Annotated in this window: 18 protein-coding genes; 6 read left to right on the top strand and 12 right to left on the bottom strand. The window is 73.5% G+C overall.

Annotated features, from left to right (window positions below; translation table 11 throughout):
- Window positions 1-16 precede the first annotated feature (16 nt).
- Window positions 17-400, bottom strand: coding sequence for a DUF5997 family protein (locus KZX45_RS17525; RefSeq protein ID WP_248259046.1), 384 nt, complete (start codon window positions 398-400; stop codon window positions 17-19).
- A gap of 114 nt (window positions 401-514) precedes the next feature.
- Here KZX45_RS17525 and KZX45_RS17530 point away from each other — a divergent pair, with 114 nt between their 5' ends.
- The 3 genes from KZX45_RS17530 (at window position 515) to KZX45_RS17540 (ending at window position 3,086) form a co-directional block, all read left to right on the top strand.
- Window positions 515-1,375 (top strand): LysR substrate-binding domain-containing protein, encoded by an 861-nt coding sequence (locus KZX45_RS17530; RefSeq protein ID WP_248259047.1) that lies wholly within the window; start codon window positions 515-517, stop codon window positions 1,373-1,375.
- A gap of 64 nt (window positions 1,376-1,439) precedes the next feature.
- Window positions 1,440-2,240, top strand: coding sequence for a type I 3-dehydroquinate dehydratase (gene aroD, locus KZX45_RS17535; protein ID WP_248259048.1), 801 nt, complete (start codon window positions 1,440-1,442; stop codon window positions 2,238-2,240).
- Between the two features lie 42 nt (window positions 2,241-2,282).
- Window positions 2,283-3,086, top strand: coding sequence for a DNA-formamidopyrimidine glycosylase family protein (locus KZX45_RS17540; RefSeq protein WP_248259049.1), 804 nt, complete (start codon window positions 2,283-2,285; stop codon window positions 3,084-3,086).
- A gap of 187 nt (window positions 3,087-3,273) precedes the next feature.
- Here the strand turns inward: KZX45_RS17540 and KZX45_RS17545 are convergent, their stop codons facing one another.
- From KZX45_RS17545 to pgsA, 3 genes are all read right to left on the bottom strand, one after another.
- Complete coding sequence (locus KZX45_RS17545) at window positions 3,274-3,579, bottom strand: helix-turn-helix domain-containing protein (protein WP_248259050.1); 306 nt, start codon at window positions 3,577-3,579, stop codon at window positions 3,274-3,276.
- A gap of 161 nt (window positions 3,580-3,740) precedes the next feature.
- Window positions 3,741-4,283 (bottom strand): CinA family protein, encoded by a 543-nt coding sequence (locus KZX45_RS17550; RefSeq protein ID WP_248259051.1) that lies wholly within the window; start codon window positions 4,281-4,283, stop codon window positions 3,741-3,743.
- Complete coding sequence (gene pgsA / locus KZX45_RS17555) at window positions 4,283-4,918, bottom strand: CDP-diacylglycerol--glycerol-3-phosphate 3-phosphatidyltransferase (protein WP_248259052.1); 636 nt, start codon at window positions 4,916-4,918, stop codon at window positions 4,283-4,285. Before pgsA ends, KZX45_RS17550 begins: the two co-directional genes overlap by 1 nt.
- Window positions 4,919-5,030: 112 nt before the next feature.
- Here pgsA and KZX45_RS17560 point away from each other — a divergent pair, with 112 nt between their 5' ends.
- Entirely contained in the window at window positions 5,031-6,368 is a 1,338-nt protein-coding gene (locus KZX45_RS17560) for a CapA family protein (RefSeq protein WP_248259053.1), read from the top strand.
- Here KZX45_RS17560 and KZX45_RS17565 read toward each other — a convergent pair.
- The 3 genes from KZX45_RS17565 to dapA form a co-directional block, all read right to left on the bottom strand.
- Window positions 6,355-8,913, bottom strand: a complete 2,559-nt coding sequence (locus KZX45_RS17565) for a DNA translocase FtsK (RefSeq protein WP_248259054.1) — start codon at window positions 8,911-8,913, stop codon at window positions 6,355-6,357. The two genes, KZX45_RS17560 and KZX45_RS17565, sit on opposite strands and share 14 nt — an antisense overlap.
- Before the next feature lie 324 nt (window positions 8,914-9,237).
- Complete coding sequence (locus KZX45_RS17570) at window positions 9,238-10,923, bottom strand: ribonuclease J (RefSeq protein ID WP_308221762.1); 1,686 nt, start codon at window positions 10,921-10,923, stop codon at window positions 9,238-9,240.
- Between the two features lie 52 nt (window positions 10,924-10,975).
- Window positions 10,976-11,893 carry a 4-hydroxy-tetrahydrodipicolinate synthase gene (gene dapA / locus KZX45_RS17575; RefSeq protein ID WP_248259056.1) on the bottom strand — a complete coding sequence of 306 codons (918 nt, stop codon included), beginning with the start codon at window positions 11,891-11,893 and terminating at the stop codon, window positions 10,976-10,978.
- 91 nt (window positions 11,894-11,984) lie between these two features.
- On the opposite strand from dapA, the gene KZX45_RS17580 reads away from it, so the two are divergent.
- A complete protein-coding gene (locus KZX45_RS17580; protein WP_248259057.1) occupies window positions 11,985-12,734 on the top strand; it encodes a GNAT family N-acetyltransferase in 750 nt (249 codons plus the stop codon).
- Between the two features lie 31 nt (window positions 12,735-12,765).
- On the opposite strand, the gene KZX45_RS17585 is transcribed toward KZX45_RS17580, so the two are convergent.
- From KZX45_RS17585 to KZX45_RS17595, 3 genes are all read right to left on the bottom strand, one after another.
- Window positions 12,766-14,505 (bottom strand): BCCT family transporter, encoded by a 1,740-nt coding sequence (locus KZX45_RS17585; protein ID WP_248259058.1) that lies wholly within the window; start codon window positions 14,503-14,505, stop codon window positions 12,766-12,768.
- 100 nt (window positions 14,506-14,605) lie between these two features.
- Window positions 14,606-15,373, bottom strand: a complete 768-nt coding sequence (gene dapB, locus KZX45_RS17590) for a 4-hydroxy-tetrahydrodipicolinate reductase (RefSeq protein WP_308221763.1) — start codon at window positions 15,371-15,373, stop codon at window positions 14,606-14,608.
- A gap of 183 nt (window positions 15,374-15,556) precedes the next feature.
- Window positions 15,557-17,911: a glycoside hydrolase family 3 N-terminal domain-containing protein gene (locus tag KZX45_RS17595; protein ID WP_248259059.1), complete on the bottom strand. Its 2,355-nt coding sequence runs from the start codon at window positions 17,909-17,911 to the stop codon at window positions 15,557-15,559.
- A 231-nt stretch (window positions 17,912-18,142) separates the two neighbouring features.
- On the opposite strand from KZX45_RS17595, the gene KZX45_RS17600 reads away from it, so the two are divergent.
- Window positions 18,143-18,751 (top strand): alpha/beta family hydrolase, encoded by a 609-nt coding sequence (locus KZX45_RS17600; RefSeq protein ID WP_248259060.1) that lies wholly within the window; start codon window positions 18,143-18,145, stop codon window positions 18,749-18,751.
- A 62-nt stretch (window positions 18,752-18,813) separates the two neighbouring features.
- On the opposite strand, the gene KZX45_RS17605 is transcribed toward KZX45_RS17600, so the two are convergent.
- Both KZX45_RS17605 and KZX45_RS17610 read right to left on the bottom strand, forming a co-directional pair.
- Window positions 18,814-20,229 carry a pitrilysin family protein gene (locus KZX45_RS17605; RefSeq protein ID WP_248259061.1) on the bottom strand — a complete coding sequence of 472 codons (1,416 nt, stop codon included), beginning with the start codon at window positions 20,227-20,229 and terminating at the stop codon, window positions 18,814-18,816.
- A 2-nt stretch (window positions 20,230-20,231) separates the two neighbouring features.
- On the bottom strand, window positions 20,232-22,628 hold the full coding sequence (locus KZX45_RS17610; RefSeq protein WP_248259062.1) for a polyribonucleotide nucleotidyltransferase: 2,397 nt from the start codon (window positions 22,626-22,628) through the stop codon (window positions 20,232-20,234).
- Between the last annotated feature and the right edge of the window lie 171 nt (window positions 22,629-22,799).

A 22,799-nucleotide genomic window follows, 5' to 3' on the forward strand; every position in this document is an offset into this window, starting at 1 on the left:
CTGTGCCGCAGGCCCGTCAGTCGCTCGGCTGCTCGTCGGCGCGCCCGCGCAGTCGTGCTTCCTCGGCGCGCACACGCTCCGCCGTCGCCCGCTCGCTCTCGAGCCACGCGGGCATCTCCTCGAGCAGCGCCTTGATCTGCACCGTGGTGAGCGGCTCGGTGACGCCCCCGCGAGCCAGCCCGGAGGTGGAGACCCGCAGCCGGCGAGCGACCTCCTGCCGCGGGTGCGGACCGTTGCGTCGCAGCTCGGTCAGCCACGCGGGCGGGTTGCTCTGGAGCTCGTTGAGCTCGTCGCGGCTGATGTCCCGGCCGCGGAACTCCTCGGGTGTGGCCTCCAGCAGCACACCGAGCTTGCGTGCCGCGGTCTGGGGCTTCATGGTCTGCTCTTTCGGCGCGCTCATGCGCCCCAGCGTAGGCGGCGACGGCGCACGGACCGAACAGCCCCGCGCCGCGGCGGCCGGGCGGGCCGGTGCACGAAGATCCTGACTCGACCACGGGCGGGGCAGAATGGCCGGATGAGCGAGGAACGGCGGGCCGAGAAGGGCCTCGCGCCGGCGGACGACGGCGACCGGCGGCCCGGCGCGAGCGAGCCGTTCCGTCTCCGGTTCGTCCCTGGGGTCACACCGGACAAGTGGCTGCGCACCTGGGCCGCGCGCATGTCTGACTCCCCGATCGACGCGCGGGTGATCGAGGAGGACGACGCCGCCGCCGCGCTGCGCGGGGGCGAGTGCTCGATGGCGTTCGTGCGGCTGCCCGTCGACCGGGCCGGGCTGCACGTCATCCCGCTCTACGAGGAGATCCCCGTGGTCGTGGCCGCCAAGGAGCACCCGGTCGCGGCCTTCGAGGAGGTCGACGTCGCGGACCTCGCCGACGAGGACCTCCTCCAGGACCCCGGCGAGGTTCCCGAGTGGGAGGCGGTGGCCACCGACCGTCCGCGCCCCGCGCTGCCGTCGATGAGGGTGCCGGAGGCCGTCGCCGTCGCGGCGGCCGGGTCGGGCGTGCTGATCGTGCCGCTCTCCGTCGCCCGGCTGCACCACCGCAAGGACGTGGTGCACCGGCCGGTGACCGGCGTCGCCGGCTCCCGTATCGGGCTGGCGTGGCGGACTGACGACGACGACCCCCGGATCGAGGTCTTCGTCGGAATCGTCCGCGGCCGCACCGAGCGCAGCTCCCGCGGCCCGTCGGCGAGCACGCCGGTGGAGGGGAGCGGACCGCAGCAGCGAGGCACCGGCGGGGACGGGCCGCGCGCCCGCGGTGGCCGGGGCGCAGGTGGTGGCCGGGGCGCAGGTGGTGGCCGGGGCGCCGGTGGCGGGCACGGCCCCGGTGGCGGCGGCCGTGGCGCCGGAGGCGGGAGGCCGCGGAGACGCCCGCGCTGAGACCGGGCGTCTACGCTGCCCGGAGGAGCCGGGCGCGGGACCCCGGCGGCGAGGAGCGTCAGCGGTGAGCAGCAGGACGGTGCGGACGGTCCGGATCGGCGACGTCACGATCGGCCGGGGCGCCCCAGCGGTGATCGTGCCCGTTCTCGGGAGGACCACGGCCGAGCTGCGCGAGCAGGCCGCGGGACTCGGCCGGAACAGGGCCGACGTGGTCGAGTGGCGCGTCGACCACTTCGGCAGCCTGACGGACATCCCGGCCGTGCTCGAGACGGCCCACGAGCTGAGCCGGCTGCTCTCCCCCGCACCGCTCCTCGTCACGTGCCGCACGAGCGCCGAGGGCGGGTCCGCAGACCTGGACCCCGACGCGTACGGCGAGCTCTTGACCGCACTGGCCGCCTCCGGCACGGTCGACCTCCTCGACGTCGAGTACCGGCGCGGCGACGTCGCGGGCGCCGTCCTCGAGGTCGCCCACCGCCACGCTGTGCCCGTGATCGCCTCGAACCACGACTTCACGGCCACGCCGCCCGCCGAGGAGATCGTCGCCCGGCTGTGCGCGATGCAGGATCTCGGTGCCGACGTCGCCAAGATCGCCGTCATGCCCCGCGACCGGGCCGACGTTCTCACCCTCCTCACCGCCACGCGGGTGATGTTCGAGGAGCACGCGCGCATCCCGATCGTCACGATGGCAATGGGGCCGTCGGGTGCCGTGTCCCGGATCGCGGGGCACGTCTTCGGCTCCGCGGCGACCTTCGCCGCGTCCGGCACGACCTCGGCCCCCGGCCAGCTCGACGTCGACGACGTCCGCACGGTGCTGGAGATTCTCGAGCGGGCCGGCGCGGCAGCCGTGCCGGACGGTGCGGCATGACCCGGCCCACGGCGACGGCACCGACCTCCCGGGAGTCCGCACGTGCCTGAGGGCGACAGCGTGGTGCGGGTCGCCCGGCGCCTGGACGCGGCGCTGGCGGGCCAGGTGCTCGTACGCGGGGAGCTGCGGTGGCCGAACCTGGGCGGGACCGACCTCGCCGGGGTGGCCGTGGTCGGCAACGCCACCCACGGCAAGCACCTCCTGACCCGGCTGGCGGACGGGCGCACCCTGCACACGCACCTGCGGATGGAGGGGCGCTGGCGCGTCGTGCGGACCACCGACCTCGCCCCACGCGGGACCAGCCGGGCCGACCGGTCGCCCCAGGTCCGGGCGGTCCTGGCCACCGCGGGATGGACCTGCCTGGGCTTCGACCTGGGGCTGATGGACCTCGTCCCCACCCGCGACGAGCACCTGGTCGTCGGTCACCTCGGCCCGGACGTCCTCGCCCCCGAGCTCGACGTGCCCGCCGCCGGCGGCCGGATCCTGGCGCAGGGCGCGCGCGGGATCGGGGAGGTCCTCCTGGACCAGACGGTGGTCGCGGGCCTGGGCACCATCTACATGACGGAGACCCTGTGGGCGCTCCGGGTTTGGCCGTGGGCGCCGGCCGGGCAGCTGGGCGACGACGTGGCGGAGGGCCTGGTGCGGACCTCCCGGGCCTTGATGCTGCGCTCCGTGGAGGCGCGGACGCCGACCGCCACCGGCGACACGCGCCGCCCCAGCAGCGTCTTCGGGCGCGACCGCCGCCCCTGCCCGCGCTGCGGGACCCCGGTCGCACGTGCGGAGGTGGGCACGGCACCGACGGCACGACGGGTGTTCTACTGCCCGTCCTGCCAGCGCGCTCCGTGAGAGCACCCCGTCGCGGCCCGGGCGACGAACGCGGCGCCCGGCGACACGCGGGCGCCCGACAAAGCGCGCCCGACGGACAGGGCGCCCGACGGACAGCGCGCCCGGCACACGTGCCCCGGACAGACCGCGAGCCCCGGATCTCTCCGGGGCTCGCGGACGGCAGCCGGGGGCCGCCAGAGGCTGTCGGTCAGGCGACCGGCGTGAGCAGGCTCTCCCGCCGCAGCAGCTCGTCCGGCACTGTGTCGGGCACGTGCACGCCCTCGGCCACGGCGACGCGCTCGGAGACGGCGCGCAGCACGAAGCTCATCGGGACGTTCAGGGCCTCGCAGATCGAGGCGAGCAGCTCGGAGGACGCCTCCTTCTGGCCGCGCTCCACCTCGCTGAGATAACCCAGCGAGACTCGGGCGGCGGACGACACCTCGCGCAGGGTCCGGCCCTGGCGCTGACGGGCGTCACGGAGCACGTCACCGATCTCACGTCGAAGCAGGATCATCGTGCTGCCCTCCTCCCCTGCCCGGCTGGGCGATGTCGTCCTACCGTACCCTGCACCGGGCGCAGGGCGCTGCCCCGATCGGGCGGCGGGACGACCTTGCGGGCGGCGCAGCTTCTGCTCCGCACCCCGATAGGTGTACCTGGTTGTGGTCATCAATCGGATCAACGCCGGGCCGGACCGGGTTGTTCCCCGCCCTCCGGGTGCGGGCGCGGGTCCCCCAGGGTGCCGGCGAGCAGCGCCAGGGCGGCGTCGACGCTCGCCGCCCGCAGGGCCGCTCGTCCCCCCGCCAGGCGCAGCGAGCGGACCCGGACGGCACCGGGCGCGGCCACCGCGACGTGCACCGTCCCCGCGGCACGTCCGTCAGCCGGCCCCGGGCCCGCCACCCCGGTGGTCGCCACGGCATGGGTCGCCCCGAGCCGCCGCGCCGCGCCGACCGCCATCTGCCGGGCCACCTCGGGGTGGACGGGCCCCTCGGCGCCCAGCAGTTCCGCGTCGACGCCGAGCAGGTCACGCTTGAGGTCGCTCGCGTAGGCGACGACGCCGCCGCGGAGCACCGCCGAGACCCCGGGGACCGTGACGAGCGCGGCGGTCAGGGCGCCACCCGTGAGCGACTCGGCCACGGCGAGCGTGGCCCCGTGCGCGCGGAGGGCGGCGACGACCCGCTCGACGCCGGCCCCGCGCGCCGGCGCGGCCGCCACCCGCATCAGGTGCGCGCGGCGTCGTCGTCCTCGGCGGCCGCAGAGATGCGGGCCGCCTGGACGACGTAGTCGATGCCCGTGATCACGGTGACCGCCACGGCCACGAGGACGACGATCCAGGTGACCACCGCGATGGCGTCCACGACGCCGTTGGAGAACATCCCGTCCCACGGCACGAGGAGCAGCAGGATGAACGCGATCTGCAGAGTGGTCTTGAGCTTGCCGCCCTTGCTGGCCGCCATCACGGCACGCCTGATCATGAAGAAGCGCAGCACGGTGATGCCGAGCTCGCGCACGATGATCACGACCGTCACCCACCAGGGCAGGAGACCGTCGGCGGAGAGCAGCACGAGGGCGGAGATCACCAGCGCCTTGTCGGCGATGGGGTCGGTGATCTTGCCGAAGTCCGTCACGAGTCCGCGGCTGCGGGCGAGCGAGCCGTCGAGCTTGTCCGTGGCCGCCGCCAGGGCGAAGACGACGGTGGCCCACAGCCTGGTCTCGAAGGTGTTCTGGAGGAAGAGGTACACGAAGACGGGCACCATGAGGATGCGGGCCATCGTGAGGATGTTGGCCACGTTCCACAGCGGTACGGGGGCGGGCTGCCCGGCACCGGCCGGCGTCGTCGCAGGGTCGGTCGTCACGACCCCCACCCTATGACCCGCGGGGCCCTTCGGCTGCCCGGGAGCCCCGGTCGTGGCGCGACGTCCCGGACCGGTGGACCGCGGGGGCCCGGCGGCGCAATACGCTTCGCCCATGAGGTCCGCGTCACGCCGCCAGCGCGAGGCGCACCGCCGTCGGCGCGGGGAGCAGCTGGTCGCGTTCGGGCTCACCGGCGTGGCCCTCGCCTCGGCGGCCGTGGGTCTGGGTGTCGGGTCCCGCCCGCTCCTCGACGGCGGGCCCGAGGTCCCGCCGGCGGCGCAGCCGGCACCGGCCCCGGCGCCGACACCGACGCCGACGCCCAAACCGTCGCCGCCCCCCGCCGAGGACGTCACCTTCACGATCCTCTCCGCCGGGGACGTGCTGCCCCACGCCAGCGTCAACCGCAGCGCCGCGCTGCCCGGCGGCGGGTACGACTTCGTCCCGCTGATGGCCGGGGTCGAGGAGTGGACCGCGGGGGCCGACCTCGCGCTGTGCAGCCTCGAGGTGCCGCTCGCCCCGCCCGGCGAGGAGGTCAGCGCCTACCCGACGTTCGGCGCCCCCGGTGAGCTCGTGACGGCGCTCGCGGAGCTGGGCTGGGACGGGTGCGCCACGGCGACCAACCACGCCCTGGACCGGGGCCTGGCGGGCGTGGACCACACCCTCGACATGCTGGACGCCGCGGGCCTCGGCCACGTCGGGACGGCCCGCGACGCCGGCGAGGCGGCCCAGCCCCAGCTCTACGTCCTGCGCCGGGACGGGCGCGAGATCGTCGTCGCGCAGCTGGCGGCCACGACTCTCCTCAACGGCCCGCCCGCCCCGGCGACCGCGCCGTGGTCGGTGACGAGGGCGGACACGGACGCCCTCACCGCCCAGGCCCGCGCGGCCCGGGAGGCCGGGGCGGACGTGGTCGTCGCCAACCTCCACTGGGGCGTGGAGTACGTCCACTCCCCCAAACGCGAGCAGGTCGAGATCGCGACCGCGCTGGCCGACGGCGGCCAGATCGACCTGGTCCTGGGCAACCACTCCCACGTCCCGCAGCCGATCGACCACCTGCCCGGCGGCCCGGACGGCGCGGGCATGTGGGTCGCCTGGTCGATGGGGAACTTCCTGTCCAACCAGGACGACGACTGCTGCACGATGGAGACGGCCACCGGCCTCATCACGACGGCGACGGTCGAGGTCCCGGCCGACGGGCCGGCCCGGGTCACCGGTCTCGACTGGGCCCCGGTCACGGTGGACCGGCACGGGGGGCACCGCATCTACCCGCTGCTGGACCTCGCCGCGGGCGCCGGCCCGTCGGGCCTGGGCCTCGACGACGCCACGATCGCCGCGCGCGCGGCCCGGGTCCACGAGGTGATGGGCGCCGACCGTGTGCGGAACGAGGCGGCGGAACCGACCGGCCCGGAGCCGGAGGTGGTGCCGCGCGGGCGGCAGGGTGTCAGCGGCCCGTGAGCTGCCAGGCGTCCTCGCCGTCGTCGCTGTCCTCGTCGTCGTAGCCCGCCGCCGCCTCGGGCAGGTGCCCCGCGACGCCGTCGGCGTAGCGGTCCACCGGCGCCTCGTCGACCTGGACCACGTCGGCGGCGTCGGCGGGGTCGTACGGCGCCTCGGCGGGCTCCTCCCCGCGCAGCATCGCCAGGGTGGCGGGCAGGTCGTCAGGCTGGACGAGGACGTCGCGGGCCTTCGACCCCTCGGAGGGGCCGACGATCTCGCGCGACTCCAGCAGGTCCATGAGCCGGCCGGCCTTGGCGAAGCCGACCCGGAGCTTGCGCTGGAGCATCGAGGTGGACCCGAACTGCGTGGTGACGACGAGCTCGGCGGCCTGCAGAAGCAGGTCCAGGTCGTCCCCGATGTCCTCGTCCACCTGCTTCTTCGCGACGGTGGCGACGACGTCCTCACGGTAGGTGGGCTGCAGCTGGGCCTTGACGTGGTCGACCACCGCGTGGATCTCCGACTCCGTGACCCAGGCGCCCTGCACGCGCATCGGCTTGGCCGAGCCCATCGGGAGGAACAGCGCGTCGCCCTGGCCGATGAGCTTCTCGGCGCCGGGCTGGTCCAGGACCACCCGGGAGTCGGCGAGCGAGGAGGTCGCGAACGCCAGGCGGGAGGGGACGTTGGCCTTGATCAGGCCCGTGACGACGTCGACCGACGGGCGCTGGGTGGCCAGCACCAGGTGGATGCCGGCCGCCCGGGCGAGCTGCGTGATGCGCTGGATCGAGGCCTCGACGTCGCGGGGCGCGACCATCATCAGGTCGGCGAGCTCGTCGACGATCACCAGCAGGTACGGGTAGGGCGCGATCTTGCGCTCCGAGCCCTCGGGCGGCCTCACCTTGCCGTTGCGCACGGCGGTGTTGAAGTCGTCGATGTGCTTGTAGCCGAAGGCGGAGAGGTCGTCGTAGCGGGCGTCCATCTCCCGCACCACCCACTCCAGGGCCTCGGCGGCCTTCTTCGGGCTGGTGATGATCGGGGTGATCAGGTGCGGGATGCCCTCGTAGATGGTCAGCTCGACCCGCTTGGGGTCGACCAGCACCATCCGCACCTCCTCCGGCGTGGAGCGCATCATGATCGACGTGATCATCGAGTTCACGAAGCTGGACTTGCCGGCGCCGGTCGCGCCGGCGACGAGCAGGTGCGGCATCTTGGCGAGGTTGGCGACGACGTAGCCTCCCTCGACGTCCTTGCCGACGCCGACGACCAGCGGGTGCTCGGTTCGACGCGCGACGGAGGAGCGCAGCACGTCGCCCAGGGCGACGGTCTCGCGGTCGGCGTTGGGGATCTCGACGCCGATCGCGGACTTGCCGGGGATGGGCGAGAGGATGCGCACGTCGGCGCTGGCGACGGCGTAGGCGATGTTCTTGCTCAGGGCGGTGATGCGCTCGACCTTGACGCCGGCCCCGAGCTCGAGCTCGTACCTGGTCACCGTCGGGCCGCGGGAGAAGCCGGTGACCTTGGCGTCGACGGAGAAGTCGGTGAGGACCTGCGTCAGCGCCTCGACGACGCGGTCGTTGGCGGCGGAGCGCACCTTGTGCGGGGCGCCCTTGATGAGCATCTCGTCGCCGGGCAGCGTGTAGATGACGTCCGGCGCGAGCTCGAGCTGCTCGGCGCGGGCCGGCAAAGCCTGCGTGGGCGGGGCCGTGAGCTCGGCCTTCTCCTCGGCGGTCGGCTCCGTGGAGTCGGCGGTGGCCGCGGTGGCGGGCGTCGCCGGCGCGCCCCGCCGGCGGCGGCCCTTGGCGGGCGTCGCCGTCGCGCCGCCCTCCTCCGCGGGAGCGAGCTCGGCCGCGGCGGTGAAGGCCTCGTCGGCGGCGTACTCCCCCGGGACGACGCTCTCGGCGGCCTCGGCCTTCTTCCGGCGACGGCGCGGGGCGGGCGGGCGGTGCGTGCCGTCCGCGGCGACGATCTCCGCGGTCGCGGCCGCGCCCTCGCCGTCCTCGGGCTGGCGGCCGAGCAGCCAGGCCCCGGCGCTGCGCAGGCGCCCCGGGACGGCGGCGACCGGGGTGGCCGTCACGACGAGGAGCCCGAACAGCCCGATCAGAACGAGGATCGGGACGGCCCCCCACTCCGAGAGGAGGATCGTCAACGGGGTGCCGAAGAGCCAGCCCAGCAGCCCGCCCGCGCTCTCGACGGCGGCGAAGTCCTCCGCGGGGCTCGGCAGGTCGAGACCGATGTGGATCAGGCCGCAGACGGCGGCGATGACGCCCGTCAGGCCGATGGAGACGCGGGCGTTGGCCTGGGACCGCTCCGGGTGACGCATGAGCCGTACCGCCATGCCCACGAGGACCAGCGGGAGCAGGACTCCCAGGACGCCGACGACGCCGGCAGCGACGTGGTGGATGACGTCCCCGGCAATGCCGGAGAGCCCGAACCACTCCCGGAGCGCGATGACGATGGCGACTCCGAGCAGCAGGAACGCCAGCCCGTCGCGGCGCAGGGCCGGGTCGAGGTCCTTGGCGCCGGATCCGACGCTGCGTGCGGTGCCACCCACCAGGTGCGCTCCTCCCATCCAGAGGCCTCGGGCCGCGCGCACCGGGAGCGACCTGCGCCTCGGGCGTGACTGTGCAGTCGACCGCCCGCCACCACGGGTTCCTTCGCCGCTCCGGGAGCCGCGTGCCTTGGACCCTCGTGCTGTCGAGGCCGACCGTCCGCGAGAAGTGGTACGGGTAGCCATGATGGTGCCCAAACTAGCCCGGGCACCCGGCCCGGGCCCGCTCGCCGCGCCGCCCGGGCGGGTCGCGGCGGAGCGAGAAGCGCCACAGACGGGCGCGGGGCGACCGCCGGGCGGCCGGACCCGTCCACGCCTCGGGGCTGCGCGGCGGGCCCGCCACTGTCAGGCCTCGACGACCGTCGGGATGATCATCGGGCTGCGGCGCAGCCGCTTGGCCGCCCACCGGCCGACCACGCGGCGTATCGCCTGCTGCATCTGGTGCGGGTCCGCGTTGCCGCGGCCGACCACCTCGTTCAGCGCGTTGGTCACGTCCGGCAGGATCGCGTCGAACACCGAGTCGTCCTCGGCCATCCCGCGGGCCTGGATGTGCGGGCCCGTGAGCACCTTGCCGGTCGCGGTGTCCACCACCGCGAAGATGGCGATGAAGCCCTCCTCGCCGAGGATGCGGCGGTCCTTGAGCTCGGCGTCGGTGATCTCCCCGACGGAGGAGCCGTCGACGTAGACGTACCCGCACGGGACGGCCCCGGCGATCCGCGCCCGGCCGTCGACGAGGTCGACGACGACGCCGTCCTCGGCGAGCACGACGCGCTCGGCCGGCACCCCGGTCTGGACGGCGAGGGCGCCGTTGGCGACGAGGTGACGGATCTCCCCGTGGACCGGCATGACGTTCTTCGGCCGCACGATGTTGTAGCAGTAGAGCAGCTCCCCGGCGCTGGCGTGGCCGGAGACGTGCACCTTGGCGTTGCCCTGGTGGACCACCTTGGCGCCGAGGCGCATGAGTCCGTTGATGACGCGGAACACCGAGTTCTCGTTGCCCGGGATGAGCGAGCTCGCGAAGATCACGGTGTCCCCGGGGCCGACGGCGACGCGGTGGTCGCGGTTGGCGATGCGGCTCAGCGCGGCCATCGGCTCGCCCTGGGAGCCGGTGGCCATGAGCACCGTCTCGTGCGGCGCGAAGTCGTCGATGTGCTTGACGTCGATGAGCGTGCCCGGCGGGACCTTGAGGTAGCCGAGCTCGGCGGCGATGCCCATGTTGCGCACCATCGACCGCCCGACCAGGGCGACCTTGCGCTCGTGGAGGGCGGCGGCGTCGAGCACCTGCTGGACCCGGTGGACGTGGGAGGCGAAGGAGGCGACGACGATCTGCCCCTCGGCCTGGGCGAAGACGTTGTCCAGCACCGGGCCGATGTTCCGCTCGTGCGCGGTGAAGCCCGGCACCTCGGCGTTGGTGGAGTCGACCATGAACAGGTCCACGCCCTCCTCGCCGAGACGGGCGAACGCGCGCAGGTCCGTGATCCGGTTGTCCAGCGGGAGCTGGTCCATCTTGAAGTCGCCGGTGTGCAGGACGTTGCCGGCCCGGGTGCGGATCATGACCGCGAGCGCGTCGGGGATGGAGTGGTTGACGGCCACGAACTCGAGCCCGAACGGCCCGAGCTGCTCCGTCTGCCCCTCGCGCACGGCGAGGGTGACGGGCGTGATGCGGTGCTCCTTGAGCTTGGCCTCGATGAAAGCCAGGGTGAGCTGGGAGCCGATCAGCGGGATGTCGCGGCGCTGGCGCAGCAGGTACGGCACGCCCCCGATGTGGTCCTCGTGCCCGTGGGTCAGGACGATCGCCTCGATGTCGTCGAGGCGGCCGGCGATGTAGTCGAAGTCCGGCAGGATCAGGTCCACGCCGGGCTGGTTGTCCTCCGGGAAGAGGACGCCGCAGTCGACGATCAGCAGGCGCCCGGAGTGCTCGAAGACGGTCATGTTCCGTCCGACCTCGCCGAGCCCGCCGAGCGGGACGATCCTCATGCCTCCCTGCGGGATCGGACCGGGTGCGGACAGCTCAGGATGGGGATGGCTCACGGGCCCATCTTGCCAGGTGGCCGGCGGAACCCCGCAGAGCGGCCGACGTGACCTATGCCCGGAGGAGTCCCTGCTCACGCAGGACCGCCGCGAGAGCGTCGACCTCCCGGTCCGTGGCGCTGACCAGGGGGAGCCGCACGGCGGGGCTGGGGATGACGCCCTGGAGGTGGAGGGCGTGCTTCGCCATCACGGCCCCCTGCCCGCCGCCCATGAGCGCGGCGACGACGGGACGCAGCCGGGCGGCGACGTCGCGGGCGCCGGGGAGGTCCCCGGCGTCGACGGCGCGCACCATCTCGGCGTACGCACCGGCGGTGACGTGGCCGACGACGGAGATGACCCCGGAGGCGCCGTGGGCGAGCCAGTCGAAGTTGAGGGCGTCGTCGCCGGAGTAGAACTCCAGCCCCGTGCGGGCCATGCGCTCGAACCCGGCCGGTACGTTCCCGGTGGCGTCCTTGACGGCCTTGACCCGGGGGTGCTCGGCGAGCCGGTCGAGGGTGTCGTCACCGATCGCGACGCCGGTGCGGCCGGGGATGTCGTACAGGATCACCGGCAGGTCGACGGCGTCGGCGACGGCCCTGATGTGCCGGTAGACGCCCTCCTGCGACGGGCGGTTGTAGTACGGGGAGACCACCAGGAGGCCCTGGGCGCCGGAGCGCTCGGCCCCCTGCGCGATGCGGACCGCGTGCGCGGTGTCGTTCGAGCCGGCGCCGCCGATGATCATGGCGCGCTCCCCCACCGCGTCGACGACGGCACGCATCAGCTCGTCCTTCTCCGGCTGGTGCGTGGTGGGCGACTCCCCGGTGGTGCCGTGCAGGACGAGGGCGTCGCACCCGTCGTCGACGAGCTTGACGGCGACCGCCACCCCGGCGTCGACGTCGATCGAGCCGTCCTCGTGGAACGGGGTGACCATCGCGGTGGCGACCGAGCCGAACGTGCGCGCCGGGACGCGCGGGGAGGCGGTGGTGTTCATGGGAGGACGGTAACGCGGCGGGCCCGTGACGCAGGTGCGACGTTCCACATCGTGGCGCCGGGGCGGCGCGCCGGACGGCTAGCCTGGACGGATGACCTCAGCGGACGATCTCGGCCACCAGGACGTGCTGGGCGGCCTCGCCGCCGGAGCGGAGGCGGACCCGCACGCGGGGCACTCGCACGCGGACCCGCTGCGGCCGGCCGCGGACCTCTCGGTCCGGCCCGCCGTCCCCGAGGACGCCGCGGCCATCGGCGACGTGCACGCCCGCACCCTGCGGGCCTCGCTGGCGGCCGGCGTCGGCCACGACCTCGGCCCCGAGATCGCCGCGGCGATCGACCCGGCGGCGCTCGGCGCGTCCTGGGCCGCGGCCATCGAGGAGCCGCCGTCGCCCCGCCACCGGGTCCTGACGGCGCTGGCCGGCGCGCGGGTGGTCGGCTTCGCCGCCTTCGCGCCCGCCGAGGTGCCGGTGGAGCTCCGCGCGACCGGCGCGGACGGGAGTGTCGACGACGCGGACGGGAGTGTCGACGACGCGGACGGGAGTGTCGACGACGCGGCCGACGACGCCGTGGACGGCGCGGCGCCGGGCGCCGTCGCGGAGATCCTGGCTCTCGAGGTGCCCGCGGCCCACGCCCGCCGCGGACACGGCTCACGCCTCCTGGCCGCCTGCGCGGACCTGCTGCGACAGCAGGGCGCCGCCCGGGTGCAGACCTGGACCGTGCAGGCCGACGAGTCGCGCACGCGGTTCCTCGGCCAGGCCGGGTTCGCACCCGCCGGGCTGCGCCGCTCGCTTGACGTCGGCGGCGAGGAGGTCGTCGAGATCTGCTGGTACGCCGACCTCTGACACGGACCGCCCCCCAGAGCTGGCCGAGAACCTAGACCTCGGCCGACGTCGCGCCCCCACGCCCACGCCCGGCGGGCACCGGGTCCTCGCGCGCCGAGGAGCGCTCGTCGAGCGGGACGGTGCCCGGCCGCGTGAGGAGCGCCGCCTCCTCCGGGGTGCCACCTGCCTCCTCGACCCGCCGGGCCGCCTCCTCGGGCGGGAGCACCTTCTTCCACCGCCGCGTACGTATCGGAGGCCGCTCGCCGGCGTCCTCCTTCAGGGCGCGCAGCAGGCTGTAGATCATCAGGTAGCCCATGACGAAGAATGGCAGGCCGACGACGATGATCACCTGCTGGAGCGCGGCGAGTCCGCCCTCGCCGCTGGCACCGAGCAGGGTCGCGGCGACCAGGCCCACGCACACCGCCCAGAACACGCGCTGGCGCGTGGGGGCCCGGTCCTCGTGGCCGTTGCTGATCGTGTCCATCACCAGCGCCGCCGAGTCCACCGACGTCGTGAAGAAGATGACGACCAGCACGATGGCGAGCGCCGACACCACTGCGGTCAGGGGGAAGCTCTCGAGGAAGACGAAGAGGGCTCGGGCGACGTCGCCCTGCTCGACGACCGGCTCGACCAGGGTGCCCGGAGACGTCCGTTCGATGTCGAACGCGGCCCAGCCGAACACGCCGAACCAGACGACGCTGAACATCACCGGGATCGCCAGCACCCCGGCGACGAACTGTCGGACGGACCGTCCGCGCGAGATGCGTGCGATGAAGATCCCGACGAAGGGGGACCAGGAGATCGTCCAGGCCCAGTAGAAGACCGTCCAGGAGCTCTGCCACCCGCTGTCGTTGACGGTGTCGTTCCAGAAGGACAGCTCCGGCAGCCAGGACAGGTACACGCCCGCCGACTCGATGGTGCCCTTGAGCAGGAAGAGGGTGGGCCCGGTGACGAGCACGAAGCACAGCAGGCCCACAGCCAAGACGATGTTGATGTTCGACAGGCGCTTGACGCCCTTGTCGAGACCGAGCGCGACGGAGGTGATCGCGAGGGCGGAGACGCAGGCGATGAGCGTGATCTGCACGGCTCGGGACTCGGCGACACCCCACAGCGTGGCGAGCCCGCTGTTGATCTGCAGGGTCCCGAGGCCGACGGAGACGGCCACGCCGAACATGGTGCCGACGATGGCGACCGTGTCGATCGCCGCGCCGACGGGTCCGTGGATCCGGTCCCCGAGCAGCGGGTGGAAGATCGAGCTGACCCGGGGCGGGAGGTTGCGCTTGTACATGAAGTAGGCGAAGGCCAGTGCGGGCAGCGCGAAGATCGTCCAGGTGTGCAGGCCGAAGTGGTAGAGGGTGAATGCCATGGCCTCGTGCGCCGCAGCGGCGCTCCCGCTCTCGACGTCCTGCATGGGCGGGTTGGCGAGGTGGTTGACGGGCTCGGCCACGCCCCAGAACATGAGGATCGACCCGATGCCGGCGGCGAAGAGCATCCCGAACCACGCCGGGCCGGAGTGCTCGGGCGCCTCGTCCTCGGGCCCGAGCCGGACGCGGCCGAAGCGGCTGACCGCCATGTAGATCAGAAAGATCAGGAAGATCGTGACGCCGAGGACGTAGAACCAGCCGAGGCTGGTGAGGATCCACTCGGAGACGCCGGCGAAGAACGCGTCCACCTGGGCGGTGAAGGCGATCGTGCCGAGGACGAAGGCGGCGATCAGGAGCGCCGCGCCGAAGAAGATTGCCGGGCTGGTACGCAGCCCGAGCCTGTCGTGGATGCGGTGGAGAAGGTTCACGCGTTCCTCTCCGTCCGTGCACCGGACGGTCGGGATTTTCGGACGGCGTGAGCCTAGGCAGTCTGGCGGTCCCTCGCCACCGGGATCCTCCGGTGCGGGCTCAGCCCAGGTCGAGCACCTGGTCGAGGCCGAACGTCAGCCCCGGGCGGCGGACCACCTCGCGCACCGCGACCAGCACGCCGGGCATGAAGCTCGAGCGGTCGAAGGAGTCGGTGCGGATCGTCAGCTGCTCGCCCGGGTTGCCCAGCAGGATCTCCTCGTGGGCGACGAGGCCGCGCAGCCGGACGGCGTGGACGTGCACGCCGTCCACCACTGCGCCGCGGGCGCCGTCGACCTGCTTCTCGGTGGCGTCCGGCACGGGCCCGAGCCCCGCCTCGGCGCGCGCGGCCGCGATGTGGCGGGCGGTGGTCAGCGCCGTGCCCGACGGGGCGTCGACCTTGTCCGGGTGGTGCAGCTCGACCACCTCGACCGACTCGAAGAAGCGGGCCGCCTGCTGCGCGAACCTCATGGCCAGGACGGCGGAGAGGGCGAAGTTCGGGGCGACGAGGACGCCGAGGCCCTGCTCGCGCCCGGCGTTGACCCGGTCGAGGTGCTCCCGCACGCGTCCCAGCGACTCCTCGGTCCAGCCCGTGGTCCCGACGACGGCGTGCAGGCCGGCGTCGATGAGGGCGTGGACGTTGGCCTCGGTGGCGGCGGGGACGGTGAAGTCCACGCCCACCGCGGCGCCCGAGACCGCCAGGGCCGCGACGTCGTCGCCCTCCCCCAGCCGCGCCACCAGGTCCAGGTCCGCCGCGCCGTCGACGGCCGCGCAGACCGCCTGCCCCATGCGCCCGTGCGCGCCGATCACTGCCACACCCAGGTTTGTCACGTCCGGCAGCGTAGCCGGGCGAGGTTGGCTGCGGCGCGGGGGGTGCACCATCCGGACGGCGCCCCTGGCGTGCAAGCCGCCGGGGCCGGTCAGGAGGCCGCGAACGCATCGGCGGTACGGGCCGCGAACGACTGCGGCCCCCGCCCGGGTGGGGCGGGGGCCGCAGGCCTCAGGGAGCGGGTGTCACTCCTGGTAGGTGAGGCCGAAGCCGTACTCGTACAGCGCGCCGTCGTCGGTCTCGTCGTAGCCGGGCGTGTCGCTGTTCTGCTGCTCCACCGCCGCGCGGCTCGCGGGCAGGGCGAACGGCATCCGGCCCTGCGGCGCGAAGTCGCCGGAGACGATGTCCATCAGCGCCGCGGTGCTGTTGCCGAAGTTCGCGAGGATCGCGCCGGCGTCGCGCAGGCCGCTGGCCTCGTCGAGCACGTACGGCTGGCGGAAGTAGATGTCGAGAACGACGTTCTCGGCGCCCACCTCCTCCATCACGGCCTGGATGGTCTCCAGGGACGGGGTGACCTCCCAGGAGGCCGCCTCCTCCTCCATGCCGGTGAGGTCGAGGATGCTCGACTCCCACGGGAAGGAGCCGCCGAAGCGCAGGCCGTTGTCGGTGCAGGCCGTGGCGCCGTAGGCGACGCACGCGTCGGCCGCGCCGTACGGCTTGGTGCCGTCGAGGTTCCTCGCACCGTCCCAGACGATCGGGCTGATGTGGTCCGGGTTGAGCCCCGTGGCCGGGTCGTCGCTCTTGTACTCGCCGGTGCGGACGTTCTTGGCGGTCATGGAGATGAGTGCGACGTCGGCGTCCGCCGCGCTCGGGCGGGTCTCCCCGGCCTCGACGTTGCCGTCGATGACCTCGTAGCCGGCGGCCTCGACCTGGTCGGCGTCGACGTTTCCGAGGACGTACACGGTCTCGTCACCCTCGAGCGGGAGGACGGCGTCGCCGTCGACCTCCTGGTTCTGCAGGAGCACGGTGGACTTGCGCTGCAGGTCCAGGGCGACCGCGCGGTTCTCGTCGCTGCCCACGGTCGCGGTGGCGACCTCGGGGTCGACGTACGGGTTCTCGAAGAGACCCATCTCGAACATCGGCGCGAGCAGGCGCTCGGCGGCGAGGTCAACGCGCTCCTCGGTGACCAGGCCGTCCGCGACCAGGTCGGTGATCGTCTTGACGTCGTGGAACCCCGAGAGGGTGTCGGTGCCGCTGTTGATCGCCGCAGCGACCCGCTCCGGCACGGACTTCCCCTCCAGGCCCCAGGCGCGGTCGTTGATGATGCCGGTGTCGGAGTTGACGTAGCCGGCGAAGCCCATCTGGTCGCGCAGCAGGCCGTTGACGATCTGGTCGGAGAACGCCATGCCGACCTCGTCGTAGTCGACGCCCTCGTAGGTCACGTCGATCGGCACGCCGTAGTACGGCATGATCGACGAGACGCCGGCCTCGATGGCCGCCTCGAACGGCTTGAGGTGGTAGCCGAAGGCGTTGCCCGGGTAGACCTGGGTCTTGCCGAACGCGTAGTGCGGGTCGAGACCGAGCTCCTGCGGCCCGCCGCCCGGGAAGTGCTTCATGGTCAGGGCGACCGAGGTGTCGGGGCTGAGGGAGTTGCCGTCCTCGCCGACGGGGCCCTGGAGGGTCTCCACGAGCTCGCCCATGATGTTGGCGCCCAGGTCGGCGTCCTCGGTGAACGTCTCGTGGTTGCGGTACCAGCGCGGCTCGGTGGACAGGTCGGCCATGTAGCCGTACATGCCCCGCAGGCCGATGGACGCCCACTCGTCGGCCATGACGCCGGCGAAGTCCTCGACGACGGACATGTCGCCGTCGGTCGCCTCACCGGTCTCCTTGGCCTGCTCGCCGAGCGCCGCGGCCGCGATGCCCGCCTCCTTGGGGAAGGCGGAGAACGCCCCGGCGGCCTCGTTGATGCCCGCACGGGCCTGCGCGTCGATGTGGTTGCGCGCGTTCGACTTGTACAGCACCGGGATGCCCAGGCGGGTGCCCTCGGACAGCTCCTGGACCCGGTTCATGAACGTCGCGGCGTCCGCCGGGCTGAGCGACGTCGTTGCCTGGAAGCCGCTGCCCGGCTGGCCGCACACCGGGTCGTCGGTGACGACGTTGCGGAAGATCAGCCGGTGCATGTGCTGGTTGTTGATGTAGTCCTCGCCCGTCGCGGACACGCTCGCGCGGTCGCCGTCGATGCACTCGGCGTTGAGCGTGTCGATGAGCATGAGGCCGGCCTTCTCGTCGAGGCTCATCTGCCCGACCAGGTCCTCGACCCGCTCGTCGACCGACAGACGCCAGTCCTCGTACGGGTCGAGCGTGCCGTTGGCGTTGAGGTCCTTGAACTGGCGGCCCTTGACCGTGATGACGTCCTTCGCGCGAGCCTCGAGCTCCGGCGGACGGCCGTGGTTCCCCTCGTCGCGGGCGGACGCCTCCGCCGCGCGGTCGTTGTTGGCGGCGTGGTCCGGCGGCGCGGCGAACGCGCTTCCGGCCAGGCCCAGCGTCAGCGGCACGGCGACGGCGATGCCGACCAGCCCGCTCCTGTTCGTTCTCTTCACACTGTCTCCCTCGACGTGACGAGCCGCCCCCTGCGGCCCGTCCAGCGGATCTGGGGCATCCGTGTCCCAGTTCCCTCCGGTTCCCACCGGGCACCCTGCGTCGGATGCGTGGCCAGCCTGTGCGTTGGCTCACGACAATGGCAAACGGTTGCCAAACGTTGCCGCCGGCGGACGTGGATCGTCCGCCGGCGTCGGGCGTGGGCGGGTGCGGCCTCCGATAACCTCTCGTCCGTGACCCCGAGAGACGTGGACACCCCTCACGGCCCGGCCCGGGTGCACGTGGACGTGCCGGCGTCGGCGCGCGCAGCCGTGATGCTGGGGCACGGCGCCGGCGGCGGGGTCGGAGCCAAGGACCTGGTGGCGACGGCGGAGGTCGCGGCGGGTCTCGGGCTCGCCGTCGCGCTGGTCGAGCAGCCCTACCGGGTGGCGGGACGGCGCGCCCCGGCCCCGGCCCGCCAGCTCGACGCCGCCTGGACCGCCGTGGCGGCCGAGCTGCGGGCGGGCGAGCTCGCGGGGCTCCCGCTGGTGGCGGGCGGGCGCTCCTCGGGTGCCCGGGTGGCGTGCCGGACCGCCGCCGACGTCGGCGCCGCCGCGGTCCTGTGTCTCGCCTTCCCGCTGCAGACGCCCGGGCGGCCGGACCGCCCGAGCCGCCTGCCCGAGCTGGAGCAGGTCAGCGTGCCTGTACTGGTCGTCCAGGGCGAGCGCGACCCGTTCGGGCTGCCGCCGCCCGGCCCGCGGCGTCGGGTGGTGGCGGTCGCGGGCGACCACAGCCTCAGCAAGGACGTCCCCGCGGTCCGGGCTGCGGTGAAGGAGTGGCTGACGGCCGTCCTCCCAGCCTGAGCGTCCCGCCCTCTGACCCGTCACTGGTCGTGATGACTTCTCACGGGTGGTGGTCGGGCGGGTCAGGCAGGGAGCAGGCGCGCGGCGACGTCGTCCTCGAACGGGCCGACCACCACCAGGGAGCGCGGGCCGGCGGCGAGCTCGGCCGCGAGCTCGCGCACCTGCTCGGCCGTGGTCGCCGAGATCCGGGCGATGAGCTCGTCGAGGCTGGTCAGCTCGCCGTGGACGATCTCCGCCCGCCCGAGGCGGGACATGCGCGAGCCGTTGTCCTCGAGCCCGAGGACCATGTTGCCGCGCAGCTGGCCGACGCCGCGGCTCAGCTCGTCGTCGCTGATGCCCTCCTCGACGAGTCGTCGCCACTCGGCCCCGAGGAGCTCGGTGACCTGGGCGACGTTGCCGGGCGCGCACCCGGCGTACAGGCCGAAGGTGCCGGCCTCGGCGTAGGAGGACGCGAAGGCGTAGGTGGAGTAGGCCAGCCCGCGCTTCTCGCGGACCTCCTGGAAGAGCCGGGAGCTCATGCCGCCGCCGAGCACGGTGGTCAGCACGGAGAGCGCGTAGCGGCGCTCGTCGCCGGCCGGGATCCCGGGACCGCCGAGGAGGACGTTGGCCTGCTCGGTGGGGCGTCGCACCGTGACGGCGGAACCGTGGGCGGGCAGGAGCGCGGACTCCGGTCCCGGCACGACGACGGCCCCGGACCCGGGCACGTCCACCCCCCGGGCGCGCGCGGCGACGGCGCCGATCCGGCGCTCGGCGGGGACGGCGTCCGCGGCGAGCGCCCAGCCGCCGCGGCGCACGGCGTCGAGGACCTGCGCGCACAGGACGTCGTGGTCGACGCTGCCGGCGGCGGTGACCACGAGCTCGGCGGGGACGTAGGTGCGGCGGTAGTGCTCCAGGACGGCCTCGCGCGGGACGGCGCGGATGGTCTCGGGGGTGCCGCCGATGGGGCGGCCGAGGGGGTGCTCGCCGAGGACGGCGAGGGTGAAGCGCTCGTGCGCGACGTCGACGGGGTCGTCGTCGTTCATCGCCAGCTCCTCCAGGATCACGCCGCGCTCGGTCTCGAGCTCGGCAGGGTCGAGGACGGAGGAGGTGACCATGTCGAGGATGACGTCGACCGCCATCGGCAGGTCGACGTCGAGCACGCGGGCGTAGTAGGCCGTGTGCTCCTTGCCCGTGGCCGCGTTCGCCTCGCCGCCGACGGCGTCGAACGCCTCGGCGATGTCGAGCGCGGAGCGGCTCGGGGTGCCCTTGAACAGCAGGTGCTCGAGGAAGTGGGTGGAGCCGTGGTGGCCGTCGGTCTCGTCGCGCGAGCCGACGGCCACCCAGGCACCCACCGCCGTGGAGCGCTGGCCGGGCATGGCCTCGGTCAGCACCCGGATCCCGCCGGGCAGGACGGAGCGCCGGATGACGCTGCCGTCCTGCTCGGTGCGGATCTCGGTGCCCGGCGCTCCGGCCGGGCCCAGGGTCAGCGGGTGAGGCATCCTCAGGCGTCGGCCTCGCCGGCGCCGGTCTCGACCGGCTCACGCTCGGCCTGCTCGCCGCCCTCGGTGCGGCGGGTGCGGGTGCGCTCGCGACGGCGCCCGCCGTCACGGCCGCCCTCGCGACCGCCGCGACGCTCGTCGCGGGCCGGGCGCTCCTCGGAGGCGGGACCCTCATCGAGGGACCCGTCCTGGTCCTCGACGACCTCGCCGTTCTCCTCGCCCTCGACGACGGCGTGCAGCGAGAGCTTGCCGCGCGGGTCGATCTCGGCGAGCTCGACCTGGACCTTCTGCCCGACGGACAGGACGTCCTCGACGTTCTCCACGCGCTTGCCACCGACGAGGCGACGGATCTGCGAGATGTGCAGCAGGCCGTCCTTGCCGGGCGTGAGGGAGACGAAGGCACCGAAGGACGTGGTCTTGACGACCGTGCCCACGAAGCGCTCGCCGACCTCGGGCATCTGCGGGTTCGCGATGGCGTTGACGGCCTGGCGGGCCGCCTCGGCGGAGGGACCGTCGACGGCGCCGATGTAGACGGTGCCGTCGTCCTCGATGGAGATGTCCGCGCCCGTGTCCTCCTGGATCTGGTTGATCATCTTGCCCTTCGGCCCGATGACCTCGCCGATCTTGTCCACGGGGACCTTGACGGTGATCACGCGCGGTGCGGTCGGGGCCATCTCGTCCGGGGTGTCGATGGCCTCGGTCATCACGTCGAGGATGTACAGGCGCGCGTCGCGGGCCTGGGTCAGCGCGCTCGCGAGCACGGACGCCGGGATGCCGTCGAGCTTGGTGTCGAGCTGGATGGCGGTGACGAACTCGCGGGTGCCGGCGACCTTGAAGTCCATGTCGCCGTACGCGTCCTCGGCGCCCAGGATGTCGGTGAGCGCCGCGAAGCGGGTCTCCCCGTCCACCTGGTCGCTCATCAGGCCCATGGCGATGCCCGCGACGGGCGCGCGCAGCGGCACGCCGGCGTTGAGCAGGGACAGCGTCGAGGCGCAGACGGAGCCCATCGAGGTCGACCCGTTGGAGCCCAGGGCCTCGGAGACCTGGCGGATCGCGTAGGGGAACTCCTCGCGGGTGGGCAGCACGGGCATCAGGGCCCGCTCGGCCAGGGCGCCGTGGCCGATCTCGCGGCGCTTGGGCGAGCCCACGCGGCCGGTCTCACCGGTCGAGTACGGCGGGAAGTTGTAGTTGTGCATGTAGCGCTTGCGCGTCACCGGGCTGAGGGTGTCGAGCTGCTGCTCCATGCGGAGCATGTTCAGGGTGGTGACGCCCATGATCTGGGTCTCGCCACGCTCGAACAGGGCGGAGCCGTGCACGCGCGGCAGCACCTCGACCTCGGCGGAGAGGGTGCGGATGTCCCGCAGCCCGCGGCCGTCCATGCGCACGCCCTCGGTGAGGACGCGCTGGCGCACGGCCTTCTTGGTGACGGCGCGGTAGGCGGCGGAGAGCTCCTTGTCGCGGCCCTCGAAGCGGCCGGCGAGGGCCTCGAGCATCGCGGACTTGATCTCGTCCTGGCGGGTCTCGCGCTCCTGCTTGCCCGGGATGGTGATCGCCTGGGCGAGGTCGGCGGAGACCTGCTCCTCGACGGCGGCGTAGACGTCGTCCTGGTAGTCCGGGAACAGCGGGAACTCGGCCGTCGGCTTCGCGGTCTCGGCGGCCAGTCGCTGCTGGGCCTCCACGAGGGCCTTGATGAACGGCTTCGCGGCCTCGAGCCCCTCGGCCACGACCTCCTCGGTCGGGGCGGTCGCGCCCTGCTCCTTGATGAGCGTCCAGGCGTTGTCGGTCGCCTCGGCCTCGACCATCATCACGGCGACGTCGTCACCGACGACGCGGCCGGCGACGACCATCGAGAAGACGGCCTTCTCGATCTCGCTGTACCGCGGGAAGGCGACCCACTGGTTGCCGATCAGCGCGATGCGCACGCCGCCGATCGGGCCGGAGAACGGCAGGCCCGAGATCTGGGTCGACATCGACGCGGCGTTGATCGCGAGGACGTCGTAGCTGTCGTCGGGGTGGATCGACAGGATCGTCTCGACGATCTGGACCTCGTTGCGCAGGCCCTTGACGAAGGTGGGGCGCAGCGGGCGGTCGATGAGGCGGCAGGCGAGGATCGCCTCGGTCGAGGGACGGCCCTCGCGGCGGAAGAACGAGCCGGGAATCTTGCCGGCGGCGTACTGGCGCTCCTCGACGTCGACGGTCAGGGGGAAGAAGTCGAACTGGTCCTTGGGGTGCTTGCCGACCGTGGTGGCCGACAGAACCATCGTCTCGTCGTCGAGGTAGGCGACGGCGGAGCCGGCGGCCTGGCGGGCGAGACGCCCGGTCTCGAAGCGGACGGTGCGGGTGCCGAAGGCGCCGTTGTCGATGACGGCTTCTGCGGACGTGATCTCGGGACCCTCCATGGGTGCCCTCCTTACGTGTCGTCCGCCCGGTCGGCCGACGGCCTTCGATCGAGGCCCACGGACGACCCGCCGCGACGGCCGGGTTCCGGAGGCCACTACCGAGGACCGGACGCGCCGTCCCGTGGCGGAGGTGGTGTGGATGTTCAGTTGTGCCGTGCACGGCGTGCACGC

The sequence above is a fragment of the Georgenia sp. EYE_87 genome, assembly GCF_023148685.1.
Classification (GTDB): Bacteria; Actinomycetota; Actinomycetes; order Actinomycetales; family Actinomycetaceae; genus Georgenia.